We start from the raw sequence: 25,251 nt of genomic DNA on the forward strand, positions 1-25,251 counted from the left end.
TTAATAACCCGTATTATTTCTATTGATCGTGCTGTCTCTGAAAATCGTATCTGTAGCCTGGATCAGTGTATCGCCTGCGAATAAACTATCCTGAAACGGTAAAGTGTCTTTAATGTAGATAGTGTCAACGCGGCTTTCTTTTCCCTGCATTATTTTTTTTGTTCCGGGCCAGTTGGCCAGGAATCCCGCCAGGAACACTACCGGGAGCCACCACCACCACTGTTTTTTTTTTCGGGGCGGCTTTTTATCGACAATCGTCAGCAGGCCTTCCTCTTCATTGATCGGAACTTCAATAGCCTGCTTTGACACTCGTTTTTTTGCTGCAGCCTTTTTAGAGGCGAAGCTGGCCAAAGCAACGGTGATATTATCTTTTCCACCCAAGTCGTTGGCTGCGTTGATCAACAACTGCGCTTTTTGTTTAATGTCGATATCTTGCGTCAGTATTTCTGTAATGCCCTGCTTATTGAGCAAATCGGTGAGGCCGTCCGTACAAAACAAAACGAAGTCGCCGGGAAGAAAACTATGTTCAAAAAAATCAAAATAATTGTCTTTATCACCAGCATCAATCTGATACTCGCCCAGCATTTTACTGATCTCATTCCTGTTGGGATGATGCATCGCCTCAGTTTCCGTCAGGTATCCGCTGTCTTCTTTAAAACCTACCACCGAGTGGTCTTTGGTAATCTTAATCAGTTCGCCATTACGAAAAACATAACCACGGCTGTCGCCCACATGCGCCACATACATCAGCTCTTTTTCACTGTCGAGCATGGCGACAGAAGCCACGCAGCTCATTCTCGGAAGGTTGGAGGCCGCGCGTTGTTCGTGAATAGTGTTGTTGGCATTGATAAACGCTTCTCTTAATAATTGTAGCGGAGCGCCAAAACTGAAATTTTGTAAATAATTTTCGATCGTTGTTTTGGCAATTGCAGAAGCTTCTTCGCCGCCATCATAGCCGCCGACGCCATCAATGGCGCCGATTAGCGCCAAACTGCTTTTCGACCAAAGCGGCTGCAACCAAACGAAATTGTCTTCGTTATTATCGCGCCGCCGGCCGATATCCGTCTGCACATGAGAAAAAATAGTCCCGCTCATTTTTTTGTTTTTGTTTGCAGATAAAAAACAAGTGCTATAAATAAAATGAATAAAACCTGGATCATTTTTAATGATTAAAATGAAGGGTTATACTTCCGCTTTGAAATCCAATTGAAAAATACCACACACAATTGTTGAATCATTCTTTAACGGATGCCACACCGGCGACTCGCCAATACGGCTCAGTTCCAGCTTTTGTTCGTTTACAAATGCATCTGCAAAAAGCGCCACATAAAATAGTCTCGATCCTTCTTCATATTTAATCATCACATGTTCTTTCTGAAGGCTGCCGCTGGGCTCGTTGATGCAGAGCAGCGTAGCCGTGCTGGTCAGCCCTTCCACCGCTTTTGTAATTTTCAATTGCTTTTCGCGCATCGGAAAACTGTAGCGCTGCTTGTTGATGACAAACTGAATGGTGGCCAGCTTATCTTTTTTTGCCGAGGTCGAGCTATTGGCGTTTACCGCCGATGCCTCCACTGCAAAAAGATCTTTATTAAATTTCACGCGAAAATGGCCTTTCGACAAAATATCAATATTGGCAAAAGTGTTGGGATTTAAATCGTATTTGGAGTATTTCGAATGCTTGGTACTTACCGAAACCTTGATCTGTTCGCTCGACAGCTCCATCCACGATTTCTCGGATGTAGGCGCGCTTACCACCTGCACCGAACCCGGCTCAATGTCGCTATTGTCGATGCCTTTTTCAGCCGGGCAATATTGAAAGTCCCAGAAACTGCCGATGGGGTCATATCTCGGGTATTGATTTTTTTTCTCATTGATATAAGCGTAAAACTCATCAAGAATCCCTTCGGTAATGCCCGCCAGCCGAAGCTCCGCATGGTGATAGTCTTCGGGCCTCATTAAGATTAGGTAACTGCAGTCATACATCATCCGCTTATTGAAAGATTCGCGTTCGATCGTTTCTTTAAAAGACGACACAACCTGATCGACCAGCGTTTGATTGGTTAATCTTCTTTCATCCTGATCTTCGTCAGGCAGCAGCCATTTCTTTATCTTACTAAGCATTTTTATTAAAATTTTCTAAATTCTTGTGGACTGAAGAATTATATTTTTTCGATCCTTCTTTCGACGATTCTTTCAATTTTATTATTCTCATCGATGATGACGGATACGTCTATATTATAAGAAATCCAATCATCTGCTTCGTTCTGCTTGATATGGTATAACATATTAAAATCGACATACGATTTCCCGTTCTCGTTATGCGTAAATACATAAGACTGGTTGTTGATCTCAGCTTCCGTAAACCGCCATTTTCCATGATATCCCTCACATTCGGCTTCAATTGTTTTAAGCGGCACATTCGACTTATTATAATATTGCTTTACTGTGTTATTAAAAAAACGGGATAAGCCGCCGCAGTTACTTCTTTGCTGATAATAACTTCGAATAAAATCTTTGATGGCAGCCTCCTTCTGTTCGAGATCAACGCTTACAATCACCTGATCGTTGCTGCCATCCTCGCCCGCGGAATTGATCGTATCCGCCGGAGGTATCACTGGCGCTTCTTCCTTTTTTGGCGTTTGCTTTTTGGTGGTGCTCGCCTTGCGTTGATTGGCCGGCTGTGTTTGCTGCGTGCCTTCGTCCTGTTTCAGATAATTTGTAATCTTGTCTTTATTCAGAGCGAATGCAATCAAACCCAAGATCACCGCAATGGGAAAAAATAAATAAAATAAACGGCGGCCGGCCGGCTTAGGCTGCACATATACTTGGGTATTGCTCTTTTCAGCAGAGGGCCGTTGTTGCTGGATGACGGTTGCTTCAGCCGGATCAATATACAAGGTACTTTCAGCTGCTTCGGCCTCAGGCAAATCTATCTTATGCAGCTCGGGCCTATCTTCCGGCTTTTTATGAAAATAAGCCGGAAGCAGCGTTTGCCAGGGCGCGTCTAAAGCGGAAAGGTCTATCGGCTTTCTTACAATGCTTTCCTGTATTTCAAAATCAGAAATTTTGGAACTATCATAAGGCGGTTGACCGGTCACCAGGTGATAAAAAGTGACGGCTAAAGAATAGGCATCCGTTTTTCCTGTGAGATTTTTTACGTCATAAACCTGCTCCGGGCTCATGTACATCAACGTTCCCATTCTTGACCCGGTTTGTGTAACGGTGATATTATCTTTGATTTTAGCAACACCAAAATCGAGCAGTTTAATATTGCCGTTTTCTGTGACGAACAAGTTAGCGGGTTTAATATCGCGATGCACGATGCCCTTTCTATGCGTGTATTGCAAAGCGTCGACAGTATCATTCCACCAGGCCATCAATTGCTCATTGCTGAAGCGTTCGCCATGCTTCATCCTTTTACTCAAATCCTGGCCCTCCAGGTATTCCATTACCATGCAGGGCCGGCCGTCAATTTCGCCCAAATCCAGGATATTTCTGATAGCAGGATGATTTAAACGCACCATAAGCCTGGCTTCATTTTGAAAGCGCGCCACGATCTCCGGATCATCACAAAATTTCGCTCTGAGTATTTTAACCGCCGCCGGCTTTTGAAGGTAGTTTTCTGCATACCAAACATCGGCCATGCCTCCGTCGCCCAGCTTATATTTTAGCACATATCCGTTAATACCCTTATTTTCCATTCATCTAAAACCTTGAAGTGATGATAAATATATCACGATTTTTGTTCGGGATGCTCTACTTTTAATTCCGCTACAACGGCCTTTTAACCTTTAAAGCTACAGCGCGAAGCTAAATTTTATCTTAAAAAATACTAAAAAACGGTAAATATCAGGCTAAAATCGGCGAAAAAAGCTTTCTATGCAATGGGACTTCCTTTTTGAACATTTAAAACTTTCCGTTACCGGACTCGAAAAGGTCAGTGGCGGCGATATTAATGAGGCGTTCCGGGTCGTTACCGCTTCGCGGGATTATTTTTTAAAGGTCAATGATGCCGCCCGTTTTCCCGATCTGTTTTTGCGCGAAGCTGAAGGCCTGGAAAAATTACGCGCCTGTAAAATGCTGCACATTCCGAAAGTAATGGGATATGGTGCGGTTGGCGGGCTGCAATATTTGCTGTTGGAATGGTGCGGACATGGACAACCATCGCGCAATGCGCAGCAATGCTTAGGAGCGGGTTTAGCAGCGCTTCATCGCATAACGGCCCCCTCTTTTGGCTTCGAAACAGATAACTATATCGGCTCGTTGCCACAGATCAACCAACCATCAGAAAGCTGGCCCGCATTTTATGCGCAATATCGGATTTTGCCCTTAGCGGCGCAGCTACGATCTTCGGGCGACCTTAATTCGACGGACATCAAACGGATTGAAAAATGTTGTCTTGCTTTTGCAGAAATTTTTCCTGAAGAGCCGCCCGCGCTTCTACATGGCGATTTGTGGAGCGGCAACTATATCATCGGAGCTGAAGGCGATGCATTCTTAATCGACCCCGCCGTTTATTTCGGGCATCGGGAAATGGACATTGGCATGACCCGGTTATTCGGCGGCTTTTCGAACGACTTTTATGAAGCCTACCACCACGCCTATCCGTTGCAAAGCGGCTGGCAGCACAGGATTACCTATACCCAGCTTTATCCACTGCTGGTGCATGCCCTACTGTTTGGAGGCGCGTACACGGGACGTGTAAAAAAGATAATCAGCCAATTTTAATGTACCTTAGAATTATTATTTCTATCTTATGATGATCGTTTATAAAACCCGCGCCAGCCCGCTGATTAAACTGATGTTTGGCATTTTACTCGTTTTGATGACTGTGATCGCGGCGATTGAAAAAAGTATGGCCCTGGTTGCTGTTACAGCGGGTTTTTGCCTGCTGGTATTATATATTTTTTACGCCACCCATTATACAATTTATGAAGGCAGGCTGACCATTAAAAGCGGTTTCCTTTTTCGCGAAACCATCGATATTGAATCAATCAAAAAGGTAACCAGGAAGAGGAAGCATCTTTTTAGCGGGCCCGGGTTTTCAATTGACCGGCTCATCATTGAATATGGAGTGCATGGTTGCGTCATCATTTCTCCCAGTCAGCAAAAAGCCTTTGTGGCGCATTTGAAAAAAAACAATCCCGATATTACCTTTATAAATTTGGATTAAACAGCGTGCAAAACATTAAGTTTGCTGGCCTCTACGTCGAGTATAATCTCGGTACCGAGCCCCGGCGCTGATTTGATTTGAAGATCGGCGTTGATTTGGGCGGCCCTGGCTTTTAGATTTTTGAGGCCATTGCGATTGGTCAGCTTGCATGGATCAAAACCTTTTCCATTATCCTTTACGATGAAACGCAGGCTGCCCTCGTTGGCAATGGCGGTTACAGAAGCGAAGGTGCATTCGGCATATTTCACCAGATTGTTTACCGACTCTTTTATAATCAGAAAAATATTCCTTCTCGCCTCCATCGGTAACGCTATTTCAGAAATGGCTTCCGGAAAGTCGATTTCAAAATCTATATTTTTAGATTCAAACAACGGCACGGAGAATTCACTGATATGCATGCCCAGGTTGCTGAATTTGTCGTTACTGGGCTTTACAAGCCAGATAATATCGTCCAGCGCTTCGAGCGTGTCTTTGGCATTAGCCTCAATTTTGGCCAGCAGGTCAGGCGAATCATTGCCTTCCTTGCGCAGTAGTTCGCTAAAAATGTGGATACTGCTTAAAGAAGAGCCCATGTCATCGTGCAAATCTGAAGCGATCTGAGACCTGATCTCCAGCTCCCGCTGAAGTGAGCGGTTTCTTTCAAGCAATCTGTTTCTTAAATAGTATAAAATTCCGGATACCAATAACAAACAAAACAAAATCAGACTACCTGCCATGATAATGTTTTTGTTCCGGTCGTCGCGCTCCAGCAATGCGATCTTATCCTGATGATAAGCCACTTCTTTACCCCGCAGCGACTGCGCGTTTTTAGTGTTGATCATACTGTCGGAAAGCGATTTATAAAGATTGCTGTAATTATACGCCAATTTATAATCCTGTTGCCCCTCGGCAGTTTTCATGAGGCCAAAATAAGCGCTCTTCGATTCGGCTACGGAACCAATAGCCGAAGCAATTTGCAGGCTGCTGTCAAACATCTGTTTGGCCATTGCATAATTTTGATTTTCCAGGTGAGCGCTGGCTATATTATTGTAACTATTGGCAATAAATATCTTATCGCCAAGTTTTATATTGATGGGTAAAGCCCGTTCGTAAAGTGCCAGGGCGCGGTCTACCTTTCCTTCTTTAAGCAAAATATTTCCAAGGCTGTTATAGCAAATGGCGATGCCTTTATTGTCGTTTCTACGTTCGTTATATTGCAGGGCCCTTCCATAATAGGCCCAGGCAGAATCCTTAATACCCAAACGATCGTAGCATTCGCCCATGTTTTGCAGGTTAATAGCGATGCCTCTTTCGTTCTTCGCTTTTATAGCAATGGGCATACACTGCTTGAAATAGTTGATCGCCGCGTTGTAATTACCCTGTGCCAGATGAATATTGCCAATACTATTGAGAGCAATGGTCACGCTGTAATCGTCACCCACTTTTTCCGACAATTTAAGCGCGCTCATCAAATAGTCTAACGCGGTATTATAATCGTCCATGCGCCGGTAGGCAACGCCGAGATTATTGTAGGCTTTGATTTCTTCGTGGGTATTGTTTTGATTTTTGGCAAACTTCAGTGCCTTGAGGTGCAGGTCGATTGCATCCGTATATTCAGACAGTTCACGCTTATAAAATCCGTAAGAATTATAAAGCAGCGGTTCGGCTTCCTTATACTTAAAGCGATTGACCAGCCGAAAGGCTTCTTCGTACAACATTCCGCGGGAAGGGTCTTGCCAATTCTTTTCAACATAACTCAGAATGGAATCGACTTTTTCTTTGCCGTCGGGTAACAACAATAGCCGATGGGTGGTTTGCTGAGATTGGGAGGGCAGAAACACGAGAAGCATTAAAGCCAGAAAGCTTGTACCCAAGGCGCCGGTATTTCTTTTTTTGAGAAGACTCATGACTTAGTTTCAATTTGAAATTTTCTCAAGAGTTAGCCAGCTATATGCTTCAAACAAATTTATCGATATTTTTTTAATAGCCGTGGAATATGACAACAAACAAAAAAAGACCCTCGACAAAGGGTCTTTGGTATACATTCTTTTAATTTTTGCTTATTTCAGTTTTGCAAGCGCATCTTTAATGCGGGCCCATCCTTTTTCGATATTAGGAAGGCTGTTCGCGAACGAAAACCTAACACAATTGGGTTCGCCAAAAGCCGCGCCCATCACCGAAGATACGTGAGCAGTATTCAAAATATACATACACAAATCAGCCGAATTTTTAATAAAAAATTCTCCGTCAGACTTGCCATAATAAGAACTCATATCCGGGAAAATATAAAAGGCGCCGTCAGGATCGGAGCAAATCACACCCGGAATTTCATTCACCAATTCAAGTACGCGTTTTTTGCGACGGGTAAACTCTTCTGACATTTCGCGGGTAGGTTTTAAATCCGTTGTTAATGCGACAACACCCGCTTTTTGAGCGATCGAACAGGTTCCGCTGGTAATTTGTCCCTGTAATTTTTCCATCGCCTTAGCAATAGATGTGTTGGACGCTGTGTACCCAATTCTCCATCCGGTCATCGCGAAACCCTTGCTCAGGCCATTTACAATCACTACGCGATCCCTGATTTCTTCAAACTGAGCAATGCTTTCATGGTCACCCACGTAATTAATATATTCATAAATCTCATCCGATATAATAGTTACCTGCGGATGTTTTTTAAATACTTCAACAAGCGCCGCTAACTCTTCTTTATTGTAAACCGCACCTGATGGATTGCAGGGAGATGAAAACAAAAATGCTTTTGTGTTAGGCGTAATGGCAGCTTCCACTTCTTCCGCAGTTGCTTTAAAGCCTTTCTCCACGCTGGTTCTGATTTCCACTACTTTGCCGCGGGCAATTTTAACCAGTTCTGAATAAGTAACCCAATAAGGTGTGGGAATCACCACTTCGTCGCCCTCGTCAACCAGCGCCAGCAGCGCGTTAGCCAGGCTTTGTTTGGCTCCGGTAGAAACGACAATTTGTTCCGGCGCATAATCGAGGTTATTATCTCTCTTTAGCTTCGTGCAAACCGCTTCGCGCAGGTCTAAAAAACCAGGCACCGGAGTGTAATGGCTCCAGTTGTCATTGATCGCCTTAATCGCCGCATCCTTAATGTGTTGTGGCGTATCGAAGTCGGGTTCGCCCAGGCTCAGGTCAATAACATCAACACCTTTCGCCCTTAATTCACGCCCCAGTTTCGCCATTTTTAAAGTTTCCGGCTCTGCAAAGCGTTCTAAAAGAGATGATAATTGCATTTTAAGAGTTATTTTCTAATTAAATAAAAAAATCACGCAAAGGTAATGGTTCAATTGCTTAAAAGCCGATCTGTTAGAACGGATTTTACATTTATGTGATTATTTTGATGATTTTTCAATGTTAATTCCACGAACTTATTAACTTATCTACTTTCAATTAAGCTAACCCTTATCTTTGCAGCCTTTAAAAAAAACCGGATAAGGTTTTTTGGCGATTTAGTGTGCCAAATAACTTTTACCAAACTAAGTGAATTATAAATATTAAATACGTATGCAACTCAAAGGCCTGGTTCGTTTTTTTGCGATTTTGCTTATTATCTATTCCGTTTATCAATTATCGTTTACCTGGTTTGTTCGTAATCATGAAAAAAAGCTGGAACAGCAGGCGCAAAGCTTCGTAGCAAAAAATTACCCGACGGCCGCTGCGAAATACCCTGCCAACAAAGATTCACAGCAAATTTACCAGGAATGGCTTAATGAAGCTTACGAAGCCCGATTGGCGCGTTTGAAAGACAGCACAAAAGACGTTACCGTTTCCTACGGCTTTACCGGGCCAATCAGCTATCAGAAAGCGAAGGCGGAAGAGTTGAACCTGGGCCTTGATCTTCAAGGCGGTATGAACGTGACGATGGAAGTGGAAATGAGCGGTGTGCTCAAAACCTTGTCCAGCAACTCTAAAGATCCGAATTTCCTGAAAGCCCTTGCCAACGCTGAACTGGCAAAAGGCAACAGCGACGCCAACTATATCGACTTATTTGTGAGCGAATACAAAAAGCTGGTTCCCAACGGCCGCCTTGCTACTTTATTCGCGAATGCTAATAACACTTCAATTAAGGTAACCGACAGTGACAGCAAAGTGATCAGCTACTTAAACGAACAGGCAACTGCAGCTTTTGATAACACGGCCCGCCTGATCACCACGCGTATTGATAAATTTGGTGTTGCGCAGCCCAGCATCAACCCCGATCCTGAAAAACAAATTATTTCGGTGGAGCTGCCCGGCGTACAAGACAAAGAGCGCGTAAGAAAAAATTTACAGGCCAGCGCCAATCTTCAATTTTGGGAAGTTTATACGCTTAACGAAATCGGACAAAATATTCAGGCGGCTGACGAAGCATTTGCTGCCAAAGCGGGTGTGGTAAGCGCAGATTCTACTAAAGCCACAGATTCAGCGGCAAATCAAACAGACTCTTTAAATAACGCGGCCACGGCAAAAACGGATACCGGCAACCTACAGCAGCAACTAAAAGAACTGGCTAAAAATGACGCGCCTGCCAAACCGGCAGCGGCTAATAACCAGGAAGTGGAAGCTAAAAAGCATCTGATGGGCTGGATCGATTTTTCGGCCGCCGCACAGGGAAGAATCAATGGAATTGGTTTTGTGTTGATCAACGATACAGCAAAAGTTCGTGAAATCCTCGAATCACCAGAGGTGAAGTCGAAATTCCCGGCTGATTTAGTGTGGATGTATGGTATTCCCGAAAAGAAATCTCCTGCAGTTGAACTTCACGCGATTAAAACTTATGGACGCGAAGCTGCCAAACTGGGTGGGGAAATGGTAACGGATGCAGGATATGATTTTGACCAGACCGGCAAAACAAATGTAAGCCTGCGCATGAACCCTATCGGCGCAAAAATATGGGCTGACCTGACGAGAGCCAATGTCAACAGGCCTATTGCCATCGTAGTTGATAATATTGTGTATTCCGCTCCGAACGTAAACGAAGCGATTGAAGGCGGAAGCTCAAGCATTTCCGGAAATTTTACACAGGAAGAAGCCAGCGATCTGGCGAATATTCTTAAAATCGGAAAACTGCCCGCTCCTGCGAAGATTGTGTCGGACACCACGGTGGGGCCAACACTGGGCGCAGCTGCTTTAAAAGGCGGCATGTGGTCTTTTGTGATTTCATTTATCGTGATCTTCATTTTGATGATCATTTACTATAACACCAGCGGCTGGGTAGCAAACATTGCACTTATCCTCAACCTGCTGTTTACCGTCGGCGTATTAGCCGGGCTTGGCGCTACGCTGACCGCTCCGGGTATTGCCGGTTTGGTACTTACCATTGGTATGGCCGTTGATACGAATGTGATCATTTATGAAAGAATTAAAGAAGAACTAAGAAAAGGGAAAGGCTATTTGCCTGCCATCAACGACGGTTACAGCCGCTCGCTGGCTCCCGTTCTTGATGGTCACATCACAACCCTGCTTACGGCTTGTATTTTATATTATTTTGGATTAGGGCCGGTGAAAGGTTTTGCGACCACCCAGATTTTAGGTTTGCTGCTCTCTTTGTTCTGCGGTATCCTCGTGAGCCGCTGGGTGTCTGACTGGTTTACTGATAAGAAAAGACATCTTAACTATTTCAGTAAAATCAGCAATGCAATCGAGAAGAAATCTAACTTCAAATTTATTGAGTTTAGAAAAGTCGCTTACATCATCTCGGTTATCATCGTGGTATTAGGTATTTCTACCGTTTTTAATGGATTTGATTACGGTGTTGAATTCGACGGCGGACGCAGCTACAAAATCGAGTTTGGCAAAAAAGTAAATATTGAAGCCATTCGCGGCGATTTGAAAGCCGCTTTTGAAGATGAAAATCCGATCATTAAAACGGTGGGCGATGAAAGCCGTTTGGATATCACCACTTCTTACCTCATCCGTGATCCAAATACGCAAGCGGCGGATTCAATTGTGGAACACAAGCTTTATGACGGGCTGAAAAAATATCTGCCTGAAAATACAAGCTTCCAGCAATTTGATGCTGTTCACAAAAAGGAATCTAAGAAAGTGCTTCCCACGATTTCTGACGATCTGAAGAAAGGTGCGTTGAAAGCCACTTTATTTGCGATGATAGCGATCTTCCTTTATATTTTCATCCGTTTCCGCGATTGGAGGTTCTCCCTGGGCACCATCTTCGCGTTGATACATGATACCCTCGTAACGCTGATTGTGTTCTCTTTCGCAAGAAAAGTAGTGCCATTCCCGCTTGAGATTGATCAGCACTTTATTGCGGCGATCCTTACCGTAATTGGTTTCTCAATGAACGATACCGTTGTAATCTTCGACAGGATCCGTGAGAATTTGAGACTACATCCCAACATGGAACAGAAAGAACTGGTTAATAAATCGATCAACGAAACCCTGAGCCGTACCATTATGACGACACTCACGGTATTCCTTACGATCCTTATCCTCTTTATTTTTGGCGGAGAAGTAACACGTGGATTTGCTTTTGCGATGTTAATCGGTGTGATTACAGGTATTTACTCCACCGTGTTCGTAGCCGCTCCGGTGCTGGTAGACCTGAAAGGCGGTATCAGAAAGGGTAAAGAGAAAACAGATCTTCATGCTCCGAAAGTTGCGGAACCCGTGAAGAAATAAATAAGATTTACTGAATCAAAAACCGGATGCATAACGTATCCGGTTTTTTTACGTCAATAATATTTGGGGATTTTTGGGGACCGGCGGATACGATAATCAGGGCGAAAAGAGTAGCCTGTTGCGTAAATACTGCGCCACTCAACCAGCCTTTGATCAAAGCTTTATGCGGGATTTATAGAATCAATTTTGGCGCCGAAGCGCGGCGTTAAACAGAAAGCAGGCAGGCGGCAGGCATTATTTTTTATCTTTCTTTTTAGGGTAACTGCCATTGAACGTACAGTCCAATGCGCCCATGCGCGATCCGCATCCTTCAATTTCTTTAAGCGTTACTTCGTTTTTACTAAAGATAAACTGAAGTACGCAGGGGTCGCCGGGACGGCGATACTCCACAACATGATCAGAAACAATAACAGCTTCCCCGCGCAACTCGCCCTGACAGTCTGATTTGCTTTCCTCCAGGTGGATGAAAAAGTTAACCCTTCCCTCCTTTGCATTGTCACGGATCGAAATGATATTTCTTTTGCCCTGCCCATAGTCGGCAGCATATTTATACTTACGGCCCAATGTATCAATCGGGTTAAAAAGTTCCACATCATCGCCCAGCGAGTCGGTCAAAACCAACATAAATTGCTTAATAGATGCATTCAAAACATAAACGTCTTCGCCGCTGATTTCAATACCGTTAGAAAGCTTTTTTAATGTTTTGCGGTTGATATTATAGTTCTTGTCTATTTGCACCTGCGTTGAAATGCCCTGATTTTTACGGCTTTTCATCGCCTGAAGGCCTGCTATAAATGCATTCTTTTCATTGTAGGCTGTGATCAGCATAAGCTTTTGCTTCGCACTCAAGGCTTTTAATAACAGATAAGTAGCGCCATTATCTTCTTTGAATTTGCCTATGGCATACAGTTTTGTTTTTTCGTTAAAGCCAGTGGTCAGACTGCTGTCCGGCGTAAACTGCCTGAATATATCCAGGCTGATCGACAAACTATCATCCGGTTTTGAGGAAAGCGAACTGTCGGCAAATTCGAAAGGCAACGTTACTTCGGGGAAAAAGTCGACGTACTCCTGCAAATTGACATCCTCGGCTCCCGCCATGTTTTTTTTCTTATTTCCGCAAGAAACAATCATTACCAACAGCAAAGCAAACATGCATGACCTGATCACCATAAATTTTACATTATGATACAAATAAACGATAGTTGATCAATAATACCATACATTTTTTACCTCGAAAACATTAGAGAGTATTGTAATCTAAAAAATAATTGTTAGGTTTGTCTAACTTATTACTTTTATATTCTTATCATAATGGCCCGACATCATTCGGAAATTTCACTTAGTGAAGTGCATCAGTCGGTTGACACGACAAGGCCTCACAAGTCTCGCTGGAGACGCATTTTAGCTTTTTTTGGACCCGCTTATTTGGTAAGTGTGGGCTACATGGATCCCGGCAACTGGGCCACCGATCTGGCCGGCGGCAGCCAGTTTGGTTATTCGCTGCTTTGGGTGTTGATTATGAGTAATATCATGGCGCTGCTATTACAAAGCCTTTCCGCGCGTTTGGGTATCGTACGCAATCGCGACCTGGCACAAGCCAACCGCGAAACTTATCCTAAAAAAGTAAATTTTGCACTTTATATTCTTGCAGAAATTGCTATCGCCGCCACCGATTTGGCGGAAATATTGGGAATGGCGATCGGCCTGCAACTACTGACCGGCATGCCGCTTATTTACGGAGTATTGATCACGGCGCTCGATACTTTTTTGCTTATCGCCCTGCAGCGTTTGGGCATGCGAAAGCTGGAAGCCTTTATTATCGGTTTGATATTTATCATCGCCATGTCTTTCCTGATTCAGATTATTGTGGCCAAACCTGATCCCGCTGAAATTGTATCCGGTTTTGTACCGCATATCGAAAACGATACGGCTTTGTACATCGCCATCGGTATTATCGGCGCCACCGTAATGCCGCATAACCTCTACCTGCACTCCGCATTAGTACAAACCCGAAAGTTCAACACGGATATAAAAAGCATCAAAAAAGCATTAAAGCTCAATTTCATCGACAGCGCGGTGGCGTTAAATATGGCATTGCTGGTAAATGCCGCTATCCTTATTTTGGCCGCTGCCGTTTTTTATAAAACCGGCCGGTCAGATGTGGGCGAAATCAAACAGGCATATGAATTACTGCCGCAACACCTGGGAAGCAACTTTGCTGCCAAGCTGTTTGCTGTCGCGCTGATTGCAGCCGGGCAAAGCAGCACTATCACCGGTACTTTAGCGGGGCAAATTGTGATGGAAGGATACCTGAGATTGCGTATCAATCCGATTATCAGGCGGCTTATTACTAGGATGATCGCTATTATTCCCGCCGCGTTAGTCATCTTAATTAATGGCGAAGACGACGTCGACAGCTTGCTGATTTTTAGCCAGGTGGTTTTAAGTATGCAACTGGGTTTTGCCGTCATCCCACTGATTCATTTTGTAAGCGACAAAGCCACCATGGGGCCTTTCGTCATCAAAACCTGGGTGAAGGTTTCGGCCTGGCTGGTGACGGCAGTTTTAGTGTATTTAAACACGCGCTTAATTGTAGAACAAGCGGTCGACTTTTTCCAGGCTCCCGATAATCTTTTTTGGAAGGGCCTCATTATTTTGGGCGCGCTCGGTTTTGTGTACTTATTAATTTATACATGTTTTTACCCGCTTCAAAAGCGGCGGTCGGACCAAAAGATAACTATTCACGAAAAACCTAAAACCCTACACATAGCGCCGGTAGGGCATTATAAAAGCATCGCTATCACGCTCGATTTCGGTGCGCTCGACGAAAAAGTGATCAACCATGCTTTATCGCAGGGCGCTGCCGACTGCAGGTATCTGCTTATTCATATTACAGAAAGTGTTGCAGCGGTTGCCAATTTTGGTGAGAGTGTGGACAACGAAACAATTCACGATCAAAAATTTCTCGACGACTATGTGGCGCAGTTAGCCGGCAAAGGTTATAAAGCTGAAGCAAGGCTGGGCTTTGGAAACGCGGTGGATAGCATCGCTAAAATCATCAATGAGTCGGACGCAGAACTGTTGGTGATTGGTGCGCATGGCCATAAAGGCGTTAAAGATTTGCTTTATGGAGAAACGATTAACAATGTGCGCCACCGCATTCACATTCCGGTTTTCGTGGTGCAGGCTTAAACCGTACGCCTTGTCCTGAGCAAATGTTTAAACCGGCTGAAGGTTTCCGGTTTGATATTCAAGTAGGAAGCAAGATACTTTTGCGGCACGCGTTGCAAAATCTCCTGGTAATGGCTAACAAAATTTAAAAACCTTTCCCGCGGCTGCTGCATGATGAGGCTGGTCTGCCAGCGATCTTTAAGCACCATGGTATGAACGGTCACCAACCTGCCCAGGCGCTCAAAACTATGGCTCGATGCGAACAGGCGCTCCATATCTTCATAGGTAAGCGAAATCAACACAGCAGGCTCGATGGTTTCCACGAAATATTCAGAGGGCGTCCTTGTATAAAAAGATTCCTGGCTCGAGATCAAATGCCCCTCAATTGAAAGTTGAACAATATGTTCATCATCGCCGGTTTTATAATATTTCCTGATCAATCCTTTATGAATAAAATTCATATAGTTTTCTACTTCGCCGGCTGTTGTGATCACATGTTTTTTAGGAAATTCTCTCACATTTATTATAGGAAGTAATTCTTTTTTTACTTCAGCATCAGTAAGGGGTACGAATTGACGTAAAAAACTTACGAATGAGCTGGCGATATTTTCTGGAATAGGCATAGCCAAAGTTAATGTAATTAGTTATTGCCAGGCAATATTATCGACAGTATTTGAGCGTCGTTGCCTTCGGTAAAAAAGGAGTTAAACTCAGGCCGGATCTATATTTTTTGGATCCTTATATGTAGATTTACGGCGCTCATGCACTTATCCTTTTCGACGGGGTTTAATGCTTTCGTTACTATCGTGTAAATGGGGAAATTAAAATGGAAATCAGAAAAGCTTCGATCAACGAACTTGCCGTTGTGCGGCAATTAGCGCAGGAAATCTGGCCGTCCGTGTATAGTTCCATTATCAGCGCGGCGCAAATAAACTATATGCTCGACCTTTTTTATAACAAAGAAACCTTGTCGCAGGATTTTTATAAACCTGGTTATAGTTTCTTTCTTTTAAACATAGATGGGAACGACAGCGGCTTTGCGGGCGTTGAACAAAAAGACGATGAAACCTGGCATCTCCATAAAATTTACCTGAGCGCCGCCACCAGGGGAAAAGGCCTGGGGAAAATTCTGCTTCACCACGTTGAAACCTTTGCAAAAAACCATCAGGCAAAGTACATGACGCTAAATGTGAACCGATTCAATAAAGCCCAATTTTTTTATCAGAAATGTGGCTATGAAATTTTGAAAGAGGAAGATATAGATATTGGAAACGGCTTTTTCATGAACGATTTTAAAATGCGAAAGTCGCTCGCGCCTTAGTTATCCAGCTCCGCAATTAATCAACCAATTGTCCGCGCAGCAAATCTTCGAATACGTCCCTTTTTCTAATTAGTCGCGCACTGCCATTCGTGATCAACACTTCAGCCGGCTTGAACCGCGAATTATAATTGCTCGACATTTCAAAACCATAAGCGCCGGCATTGTAAAATACCAGCAAATCTCCTTCCCTTACTTCGGGCAACGGCCTCGACCATGCGAATGTGTCTGTCTCGCAGATATTCCCCGTAATGGTATATTCTTTTTCTTCGCCCTGCGGATTGGAAAGATTCGCGATGCGATGATAAGCATCATAAAACATCGGTCGAATCAAATGATTGAAGCCGCTGTTAACGCCTGCAAAGGTTGTGGCCGACGTTTCTTTAAGCACATTTACTTTCGTCACGAAATAGCCGCTTTCGCTTACCAGGAATTTACCCGGCTCAAACCAAATTTGCAGGTCTTTTGTCAGTTCGTTCGACGCAAAGGTTTCCAAAACGCTTGCAGCAAGCGCTTCGATATCGATCGCCGGATCATCCTCTTTGTATGCCACTTTAAATCCGCCGCCCAAATCAATCGATTTCAAATTGGGAAAATGAGGAATGATTTCAAACAAGACCTCAATCCCTTTTACAAAAACATCGACATCCTTGATATCGCTGCCCGTATGAATATGCAGATTCGTAATATTGATTTGGTGCTGGGATATAATGTCCAGCAATTGATCCAACTGATCGACGGGGATGCCGAACTTACTTTTATCGTGGCCGGTAGAGATTTTCAGGTTGCCGCCCGCCATAATATTAGGTCTTAACCTCACGCCCACCGGATAGCTGCTGCCAAACTTCTGGCCAAATTTTTTAAGATTAGAAAGACTGTCGATATTGATGATAACACCGAGCGACCGGGCGGTTTCAATTTCTTCAAAATCGATACCGTTACTGGTATACAACACATTTTTTGGATCGAAGCCCACGTGCAGCGCCAGTTTCACTTCATTGATCGAACTGCAATCAATATTGCAGCCCTGCGCTTTCAACACTTTCAGAATATTAATATTTGTTAACGCTTTGCAGGCGTAGAAAAAACGTACTTTCTCATTATTGAAGGCTTTCACCAAACGCTGATACTGACTAACGATTTTATCTTCATGATACACATACAAAGGCGTTCCATACTCCTCTGCAACTGCTAATAACTGCGCGTGGCTTAATACATTTTCCATAATCATCGATATAAAAAAAGCAGTAATAATACTGCCGTTGCTTACGTTTAATCTTATTATTGTTTCATTCTAATAAGCAGGCTCGTCATCGTCATCCTCCCCGTCCTTCTTGTCTTCCTCCGACTCTTCATCTTTGGCTTCATTTCCGGGAATTTCTTCCGTTACCTGCTTTTTTTCATCATCAAAAGCAATATCATCGCCTTCGTCGCCTGAAGCATCGCCATCCACTAAAATATCTTCGCTTTCTGATTCTTCATTTTCGGCCGAAACGGCTTCAGCAGATTCCTGATCGTTAACAACTTCTGGGTTATCGTTGACCTGATTTTCAATCAACTCTCCATTCTCCGAAACTGCCAGCGGATTGCCATCTTCGTCAATTTCAGGTTCGCCCACCGTTTCACCGTTTACAATAGCGCTCGGTTCAATAATCTGCTCGGCTAATACTTCCTTTATTTTAGGCAATTCATCGGAAGAATTAATACCAAAATAATCCATAAAAGATTTTGAAGTGGTGTACACCAGCGGATGCCCGGGAAGGCTTTCATTGCGGCCGCTTATAATAATCAATTCTTTTTCCAGTAGCTTTTGAATGGCGTAATCGGCACTGACGCCGCGTATGGCTTCTACTTCGCCCTTGGTCACGGGTTGTTTGTAAGCCACAATCGCAAGCGTTTCAAGCGCCGCCGCCGACAAACGCTTCATAAATTTGTCGCCGTTTAATTGCGCGATCGTTTTGTGATATTCCTTTTTAGTCAAAAACTGCCAGCCGCCACCACTTTGAACGATTTCGAAAGGATAAAATTCAGAAACATACTTCTCTTTCACCCCGTCTACTGCGGCTTCCACCTGGTCGAGCGTAATCTGGTGCTCCATAAAACCGAATGCATTATTAATCAGGTCGGTCACTTCCAATGTTGAAAGCGGCTTCTCACTGGCAAAAATCAATGCTTCAATATGTGGAATCAATTCGGCTATTTCCATGGAAATAAGTTTGAACTTGAGGACTATCCCTGCAATGCTGCGGCGCCACTTACGATTTCTGTAAGCTCTGTGGTGATGGCAGCCTGCCTTGCGCGGTTGTAAGAGAGTTTCAGGCTCTTCAACATTTCGTTCGCATTCTCGCTGGCTTTATCCATCGAAGTCATGCGGGCGCCATGTTCGGATGCATGAGAGTCTAATACCGCTTTATAAAGTTGCGTATTGAGGATTTTGGGCATTAATTCCGAAATAAGTTCAGCTTTATTCGGATCAAATATAAAATCGGCTTTTGTAGCGCCGGCTTTCTGCTCAACTTTCGGAATGGGAAGAAATTGCTCTGCCGTAAAAATCTGAGTGGCCGCATTTTTGAACTGGCTGTAGATAATTTCGATGGCATCAAATTGCTTTTCCTCATAAGCCTTCATGGCTGCCTGAGAAATTTTGTGCACATTGTCAAAATTTAACTGCGTGAAAATGTCTTTATGGTCATCGTTGGTACTGTAACCCAATTTAGTAAGCGCTTCATAGCCTTTTTTACCAAGATTCCAAATTGTCACATTTCCTTTATCAAACTGGTTTTGATATTTTTCTCTGACCACACTGCGCGCCAGTTTCACAACATTGGAATTGAAGGCGCCGGCCAAACCGCGATCGCTGGTAATAACGATCAGCAGCACTTTTTCCACGGGCCTTTCTTCGGCCAGGGCCATTTTAATTTCACCATCGCTATTGCTTACGATATTGCTTAACACGTCCTGCAGCTTTTGCGCGTAAGGCCGCATTTGTACAATTGCATCCTGTGCACGACGAAATTTAGCGGCGCTCACCATTTTCATGGCTTTGGTGATTTGCTGCATACTTTGCACAGACGAGATCCGGTTCCGAACTTCTTTTAACTGGCCTGCCATTCTTTAAAATCTTTGGTTTTCAGGGCGCAAAAGTACGATCAAAACCCCAATTTTCCATCAATAAAAAAAATATGTGGAAAAGGTTTTTGAGGGGTCTTTTTGGTGAAAAGGGGCGCAAACAAACCGGCCAGGTGCATAACAACACCGTGATGCGACTATACGCTGAAAATTTACAGAAACGGTTAGTATCAATTTTTCCGGCGATTCCTGAAAGGTTGACCAGGTCTTTCCCTTTTGGGTAAATTGCCTTTTATTCTTAAAGGATACACGTTAAAACCCAGAGATACGTTGTGAAAATAATGCCCTGCTCCAAAGGAGATCAGGCCGGAACGATATAAAATGTCGGCACTCAAAAATTTATTTAACATCAATTCAATCCCAACATTAGGCCCCATTACATAATCGTTTTTTTGAAATGAAGAATCTAGGTCTAAGAAATTACCGTCAAAAATGTTGCGAAGCATGTATTTATATTTCCCCACTCCTATACCGCCAATCAAATTTATCCGATTATTGATTTTCCTGGAATAATTCAAATCAAAAAAAAGATTTTCTGTATGGTGTTGATTGGATTTTAACTCTTTGGATTCTGCAAGGAGCAGGTTCTGTCCAAACTGATAATTTCCGGCTAAAGTAATAGCATGGGTACCCCAACTGTGAGACAGTCCCGCTCCCACCCCAAATCCTCTCGTCTCGTTTACTCTCTTTCTGTTGTTATGGTCATAATTGAAAAACCCGGTATTATAAACGAGCGGAATAGAAATTTTAAAGTCCGTTTTATGCTTAGACGACCCGGATTGTGCCATTAAATGCGGAACGATTAAAAGAAAGCAGGCAGCCACACCAATGGATTTTCTCATAAAAGCTTTTATCTGTATGAGACGAAAACATGCCGCCATACGCAACACTTTGCTATGCCGCTTTCAATCGCAGCAGTTTAATCCGCCTGAACATGCTGACAATCGTTCCAATCACCAAGAAAACCACACCGGCCCAAACCAGGTTGATATAAGGGAATTTATATGCTTTCAGCGTCAGGTATTCTAATACAGCGTTCGATTCTTTTACTCCAATTTTAACGGAACCCGCTCCGGCATCTTCGAGCTTTAAAACCAACCCCTGGGAAGTGATGGTATCCTGCGTTTGATACAATGCTTCTCCCCCGTTTCGGATCAGCAATAAGTCTGAAGTATACGAAGGGCCGTTCAGCTCCTGGACCTTTACGGTAGCGGTGTAGCCGGTGTCTGACGGATTGAACCCCGCCACCGGCAAATTGTCTTTCGCCGCCAGTTTTTCGATCGTAATGAATCCTTTGCTGTAAAAAACCGTGTCGTCGATATTGATGGCATTGGTTACAAATCGCGCTGTATCGTCCTGCGGATTGGGTTTATAAAAAGAAGACACATAGGTAAACACGTCGTGGTTCCAATAATGCTTGCTCGATGGATTCGCCATCAAACCTTCGTTTCCTTTATAATTCACAAAGGCATTAGGCAACAAAGTAAATTCTTCATTGTCATTTTTCGACTTAAAATGAAGTTTGAAGAAAGTTTGTTCCTTTTTTGGATGCGCCGAATCGCCCACATACGTCACCATGTAATTATTCATTTGCATGGGCACGCCCTTTACCAGCGTCAGGTTTTCGCCAGTTTTCTCCTTACTATCTTCACCAAATGGGACGGCGATACCGCTGGTATTCCAGGATAAAATTTCCTTTTTCGAAGATGACAAAATCATTCCTACCAGCATTAAACCAAAGCCAAAATGCGCAATGGAACCGCCGCTGTTTTTCAGCTTTCCTTTTAAACCAATCCATATATAGGCAGCGTTAGCGATGGTTGCATACACAGTGGCCACCAACGCCAACCAGATGTTAATCAAAAAGCCCATGCCGTGCACATCATAATTGATTTTCACTACGGCAAGGATAAAGGTTGCCACGACCGCGCTGATAATGGTGGGCACCAGCATTCTGCTCAGGAAAAATTTCGTATCAGTAGCTTTATACCTTAAATATTGCGTGATCGCTGTCAGAATGCCGATGACAAAAGCCACAAGCACCTGAATTTTATTGTAATTGAATTCATCATTTTCGCCGGGCGCTTTATTGGAATCAAAAAGTTTATTAAAGACGGGCAGTGAGGTTTGGAAAATGATAATCATGGCGGCCAGGAAAAAAACAAGCGACCCGATAAACATCCAGAATTCGCGCGAAGAAACGGCTTCCTCCTTTTTCACCGCTGGCACCACTTTATTCATCAGCACGATGAATGTAACGATGCCACCTAAAATTACATATAAAGGAAAACCAGGAATGGTTTCAGCAAAAAAGTAAGTTCCCAGCGAAAGCAGAAATGTGACGCCGGTAATAATCAGCCTTTGTTTTACGGACTGTGCTGCAAAAAATGCAGGAAGCCATACAAAGACAATTAAAAACAAAAATAATTGCCCGTTCATCCCGATATCAGCAAAAGCATGTACCGAAGAATCGCCCAGCACACCGCTTTTGGTTAGGAAAGTGGAGTAAACGATGAAAATAAAAGATAAAGCAAGAAACAAAAAAGAGGAACGAAGCGAATAACCGCTGTGTTTAAAAATCAGCATGGTGTGAAGGCCCGACACCATAATCATCCAAGGCACCAGCGAAGCATTTTCTACCGGATCCCAGGCCCAGTAGCCCGCAAAATTTAAAGACTCGTAAGCCCACTTGGATCCCATCATAATGCCCAAACCAAAAATTCCGATAGAAAAAAGCGTCCAGGGAATCGCGCGGGTGACCCAGCCTTTAATATCTTTTGTCCAAAGGCCTGCCAGCGCAAAAGCAAAGGGCACCAGGGTTGAAGCGAAACCCAGGAAAAGAACCGGCGGGTGAATCACCATCCAATAGTTCTGCAAAAGTGGATTCAGATCATTACCATCAGTAATTAAAGTAAGGTAGTCTGGCCGAATAGCCTGCGTGATATCGAAATTGACATGCATCGCGGGCGCGTCATCTAAAACGCCGGAATCTCTCAGCAAAAGAAAAGGGTTGGAACCGATCTTAACATCGAAAATATATAAACCTACCACCATCGTGGCCAGGAAGAATTGCGCAAAACTCAGTATCGACATCACAGGCGCTTCCCATTGCTTTTCTCTTTTTATAATAATCAACCCTAACACACAGTGCCAAAATGCCCAAAGCAAAGTACTTCCCTCCTGCCCTTCCCAGAAGGCGCTCATGATATATTTGAATTCGAGCGAAAGGCTGGTATGTTGCCACGCATATTTATACTCGAACAAATGGTGATAAAGAATATGAAGCAGCGCCGCAAAGATCACCACTATCGCCAGCACTTCTGCAAAAAATGAAAACCTGGCAAGCTTAAGCCAGCCAGCTTTTGCTTCAGGAGCAGCATGAACGGCTTTGAAATAAGCAAACGCCGCCGTAAGTGAAGCAATCAAAGAAACTAAAAGAAAAAAATGTCCGATCTGTCCGGGCAGCAGATGCTCACCTACATAGTCCATAAAATATTATTGTTTAGCCGTAGAAGCCAAGGCTACTGAGTTAGAAGTTGAATCTTTACGATTTCCGGGATGTTTGGAAGGATCTTCATCCTTGTATTTACTCGGGCATTTGGTCTGAATGCTTTGGCATATAAATTGTCCGTCCTGATATTTCCCTTTTAAAACAAGCCGCTCACTCAACTCAAAATTTTCCGGCTTCGGACTATGATAAATGACTTCGATCTTATCACCTAAAGTGTCTACCGCCGTAAAAGAAAGATAGTTGGGATTTTTAATGGCGTCATACTCCATGGGGGCCGACTTGTCCCATTTAGCCATCAGATGAACGAATTTACCCGGTTTGGATCTTGCAATGGCAACGGTATCGTAAGTGGTGGTCGTTTGCATAAAACTCACCAACACGGCAATCGCGGCGGCAATTAAAACCAAAAAAACAATATGTATTTTCTTCATTTCGTTTTCGAAATTTCTTCCCGCCTCACGGAACGGGATGCAAAATTAAGACAAATAAAGCGCTTTCAATGCTTAACAACCGATTTGCGGGATTGTTTTGAAAAGCCGATAATTTTTTATCGGAGGGAAAGACAACCTGATAACAGCCATGCGAACAATAAATTAACTAACAATTGTTAGTTTTTATAATTTTTTAATCCTTTCTTTGTATCTTTTTATAACAGAATCAACGACATTGAACAGGATCATTTCTAATATCAACACATCGGCTGATGAGTTTGTGGCTACCCGGGAACACTACGAAGCCATTTTAAATACCTGGCGTCAGCGCCTGCAATCCGTGACACAACCCGCAGCAAACAAAGCTATTGAAAAGCATCGCCAACGCGGCAAACTTTGGGTTCGCGACCGGATTGATCAATTGATTGATCCCAATACACCCTTTTTGGAACTTTCTCCCTTGGCGGCTTTCGGCATCCACGACGATGAATTTCCTTCTGCCGGAATTGTCACCGGCATCGGCGTGGTGCACGGCAGGGAAATTATGGTTATTGCTAACGACGCCACGGTAAAAGGCGGCACTTATATGCAATACACAATTAAAAAGCATGTGCGGGCCCAGGAAATTGCGCAGGAAAACAATCTTCCCTGTATTTATATGGTCGACTCCGGCGGCGCATTTTTACCGGAGCAGGCGACGGTCTTTCCTGATCGCCATGATTTTGGGCGTTTTTTCTTCAACCAGGCGCGAATGTCCGCAGCGGGCATTCCGCAAATAGCCCTTGTGATGGGCTCCTGTACGGCCGGCGGCGCTTATGTGCCCGCCATGTGTGATGAAACTATTATTGTAAGGAATCAGGGAACTATTTTTATCGGGGGGCCGCCGTTGGTAAAAGCGGCAACAGGCGAAGAAGTTTCCGCCGAGGAATTGGGAGGCGCAGAAGTGCACACCGCTATATCGGGCGTTGCCGATCATATTGCTGAAAGCGATCAACACGCTATCGCAATTGCCCGCGACCTGGTGCGAACTTTCAAAGCCACCGACAAACAGCCGCTTGCACTGAGCGAAAATGAAGAGCCTTATTACGATCCTTCAGAATTATACGGCATTTTACAAGCTGATCTTAAAAAGCAGATTGACGCCCGGGAAATTATAGCCCGACTCGTTGATGGGAGCCGTTTCCATGAGTTTAAGCAAAAATACGCTCCTACCATTGTTACGGGTTTTGCCCATATTATGGGCTTTCCAGTTGGCATTGTAGCGAACAATGGCGTATTGTTTGGAGAATCCGCGCTCAAGGGCGCCCACTTTGTGGAATTATGCGCGGCGCGAAATATACCGCTGCTTTTTCTTCAAAACATTACAGGCTTTATTGTAGGCAAAGAATATGAACACAAAGGTATTGCGCGCGACGGCGCTAAAATGGTACAAGCGGTGGCCAATGCGAACGTTCCCAAGTTTACGGTGGTAACCGGCGGTTCTTTTGGGGCTGGCAATTATGCCATGTGCGGACGGGCCTATGACCCGCGCTTTCTTTTTATGTGGCCACACGCGAAAATTTCTGTGATGGGTGGCGAACAGGCGGCCAGCGTGTTAGCTTCTGTAAAAGCTTCACAATTGCAGGCAAAAGGAAAAGCATTTGGGGAGGCTGAACGGGCAGCGCTTGAAACATCGATTATGGAAAAATACGAAAAGGAAGGCTCCGCGTATTACAGTTCTGCACGCCTTTGGGATGACGGCATCATCGATCCAGCGGATACCAGAAAAATCATCGCCATGGGCATTGCTGTTTCATTAAATAAAAAATGGTCGGATACGAAATATGGTGTGTTCAGAATGTAAAGGCGTTCCGGGTTATGGAGCATATATGATAGTTCATAGATCATAGTTCATGGTTCATGG

At 43.9% G+C, this 25,251-nt stretch carries 19 protein-coding genes; 6 read left to right on the forward strand and 13 right to left on the reverse strand.

The features are described from left to right. The 3 genes from ABDK00_RS10525 to ABDK00_RS10535 form a co-directional block, all read right to left on the reverse strand. Entirely contained in the window at positions 1–1,095 is a 1,095-nt protein-coding gene (locus tag ABDK00_RS10525) for a PP2C family protein-serine/threonine phosphatase (protein ID WP_346239163.1), read from the reverse strand. Between the two features lie 87 nt (positions 1,096–1,182). Beyond that, complete coding sequence (locus tag ABDK00_RS10530) at positions 1,183–2,121, reverse strand: hypothetical protein (RefSeq protein WP_346239164.1); 939 nt, start codon at positions 2,119–2,121, stop codon at positions 1,183–1,185. A 38-nt stretch (positions 2,122–2,159) separates the two neighbouring features. Further along, a complete protein-coding gene (locus ABDK00_RS10535; protein WP_346239165.1) occupies positions 2,160–3,701 on the reverse strand; it encodes a serine/threonine-protein kinase in 1,542 nt (513 codons plus the stop codon). Positions 3,702–3,879: 178 nt separating this feature from the next. On the opposite strand from ABDK00_RS10535, the gene ABDK00_RS10540 reads away from it, so the two are divergent. After that, complete coding sequence (locus tag ABDK00_RS10540) at positions 3,880–4,728, forward strand: fructosamine kinase family protein (RefSeq protein WP_346239166.1); 849 nt, start codon at positions 3,880–3,882, stop codon at positions 4,726–4,728. Positions 4,729–4,756: 28 nt separating this feature from the next. Further along, on the forward strand, positions 4,757–5,173 hold the full coding sequence (locus tag ABDK00_RS10545; RefSeq protein ID WP_346239167.1) for a PH domain-containing protein: 417 nt from the start codon (positions 4,757–4,759) through the stop codon (positions 5,171–5,173). Here ABDK00_RS10545 and ABDK00_RS10550 read toward each other — a convergent pair. Together ABDK00_RS10550 and ABDK00_RS10555 are read right to left on the reverse strand one after the other, a co-directional pair. After that, positions 5,170–7,059, reverse strand: a complete 1,890-nt coding sequence (locus tag ABDK00_RS10550) for a tetratricopeptide repeat-containing sensor histidine kinase (RefSeq protein ID WP_346239168.1) — start codon at positions 7,057–7,059, stop codon at positions 5,170–5,172. The genes ABDK00_RS10545 and ABDK00_RS10550 overlap by 4 nt on opposite strands. A 153-nt stretch (positions 7,060–7,212) precedes the next feature. After that, the gene (locus ABDK00_RS10555; RefSeq protein ID WP_346239169.1) at positions 7,213–8,403 is read right to left on the reverse strand and encodes a pyridoxal phosphate-dependent aminotransferase; all 1,191 of its coding nucleotides are present in this window, start codon (positions 8,401–8,403) and stop codon (positions 7,213–7,215) included. Positions 8,404–8,674: 271 nt separating this feature from the next. Here ABDK00_RS10555 and secDF point away from each other — a divergent pair, with 271 nt between their 5' ends. Beyond that, the gene (gene secDF / locus ABDK00_RS10560) at positions 8,675–11,788 is read left to right on the forward strand and encodes a protein translocase subunit SecDF (protein WP_346239170.1); all 3,114 of its coding nucleotides are present in this window, start codon (positions 8,675–8,677) and stop codon (positions 11,786–11,788) included. Positions 11,789–12,022: 234 nt separating this feature from the next. Here the strand turns inward: secDF and ABDK00_RS10565 are convergent, their stop codons facing one another. Further along, the gene (locus ABDK00_RS10565) at positions 12,023–12,958 is read right to left on the reverse strand and encodes a hypothetical protein (RefSeq protein ID WP_346239171.1); all 936 of its coding nucleotides are present in this window, start codon (positions 12,956–12,958) and stop codon (positions 12,023–12,025) included. A 141-nt stretch (positions 12,959–13,099) separates the two neighbouring features. Here ABDK00_RS10565 and ABDK00_RS10570 point away from each other — a divergent pair, with 141 nt between their 5' ends. Beyond that, complete coding sequence (locus tag ABDK00_RS10570) at positions 13,100–14,980, forward strand: Nramp family divalent metal transporter (RefSeq protein WP_346239172.1); 1,881 nt, start codon at positions 13,100–13,102, stop codon at positions 14,978–14,980. On the opposite strand, the gene ABDK00_RS10575 is transcribed toward ABDK00_RS10570, so the two are convergent. After that, positions 14,977–15,582, reverse strand: coding sequence for a Crp/Fnr family transcriptional regulator (locus tag ABDK00_RS10575; RefSeq protein WP_346239173.1), 606 nt, complete (start codon positions 15,580–15,582; stop codon positions 14,977–14,979). The genes ABDK00_RS10570 and ABDK00_RS10575 overlap by 4 nt on opposite strands. A gap of 203 nt (positions 15,583–15,785) precedes the next feature. On the opposite strand from ABDK00_RS10575, the gene ABDK00_RS10580 reads away from it, so the two are divergent. Further along, positions 15,786–16,280, forward strand: a complete 495-nt coding sequence (locus tag ABDK00_RS10580) for a GNAT family N-acetyltransferase (RefSeq protein ID WP_346239174.1) — start codon at positions 15,786–15,788, stop codon at positions 16,278–16,280. Positions 16,281–16,296: 16 nt separating this feature from the next. Here ABDK00_RS10580 and lysA read toward each other — a convergent pair whose 3' ends face one another. The 6 genes from lysA to ABDK00_RS10610 form a co-directional block, all read right to left on the reverse strand. Continuing rightward, complete coding sequence (gene lysA / locus ABDK00_RS10585) at positions 16,297–17,502, reverse strand: diaminopimelate decarboxylase (protein WP_346239175.1); 1,206 nt, start codon at positions 17,500–17,502, stop codon at positions 16,297–16,299. Positions 17,503–17,571: 69 nt separating this feature from the next. Beyond that, the gene (gene scpB, locus ABDK00_RS10590; RefSeq protein ID WP_346239176.1) at positions 17,572–18,483 is read right to left on the reverse strand and encodes an SMC-Scp complex subunit ScpB; all 912 of its coding nucleotides are present in this window, start codon (positions 18,481–18,483) and stop codon (positions 17,572–17,574) included. Positions 18,484–18,506: 23 nt separating this feature from the next. Continuing rightward, positions 18,507–19,388 (reverse strand): ATP synthase F1 subunit gamma, encoded by an 882-nt coding sequence (atpG, locus tag ABDK00_RS10595; protein ID WP_346239177.1) that lies wholly within the window; start codon positions 19,386–19,388, stop codon positions 18,507–18,509. Between the two features lie 188 nt (positions 19,389–19,576). After that, positions 19,577–20,248, reverse strand: coding sequence for a hypothetical protein (locus ABDK00_RS10600; RefSeq protein ID WP_346239178.1), 672 nt, complete (start codon positions 20,246–20,248; stop codon positions 19,577–19,579). A gap of 52 nt (positions 20,249–20,300) precedes the next feature. Next, positions 20,301–22,895 (reverse strand): cytochrome c biogenesis protein CcsA, encoded by a 2,595-nt coding sequence (ccsA, locus tag ABDK00_RS10605; protein ID WP_346239179.1) that lies wholly within the window; start codon positions 22,893–22,895, stop codon positions 20,301–20,303. Between the two features lie 6 nt (positions 22,896–22,901). Next, positions 22,902–23,348, reverse strand: a complete 447-nt coding sequence (locus ABDK00_RS10610; RefSeq protein WP_346239180.1) for a cytochrome c maturation protein CcmE — start codon at positions 23,346–23,348, stop codon at positions 22,902–22,904. A 235-nt stretch (positions 23,349–23,583) separates the two neighbouring features. On the opposite strand from ABDK00_RS10610, the gene ABDK00_RS10615 reads away from it, so the two are divergent. Further along, positions 23,584–25,191: a carboxyl transferase domain-containing protein gene (locus ABDK00_RS10615; RefSeq protein WP_425474799.1), complete on the forward strand. Its 1,608-nt coding sequence runs from the start codon at positions 23,584–23,586 to the stop codon at positions 25,189–25,191. Positions 25,192–25,251 lie beyond the last annotated feature (60 nt).

Origin of the sequence: Niabella insulisoli (assembly GCF_039652435.2) — a bacterium.
Classification (GTDB): Bacteria; Bacteroidota; Bacteroidia; order Chitinophagales; family Chitinophagaceae; genus Niabella; species Niabella insulamsoli.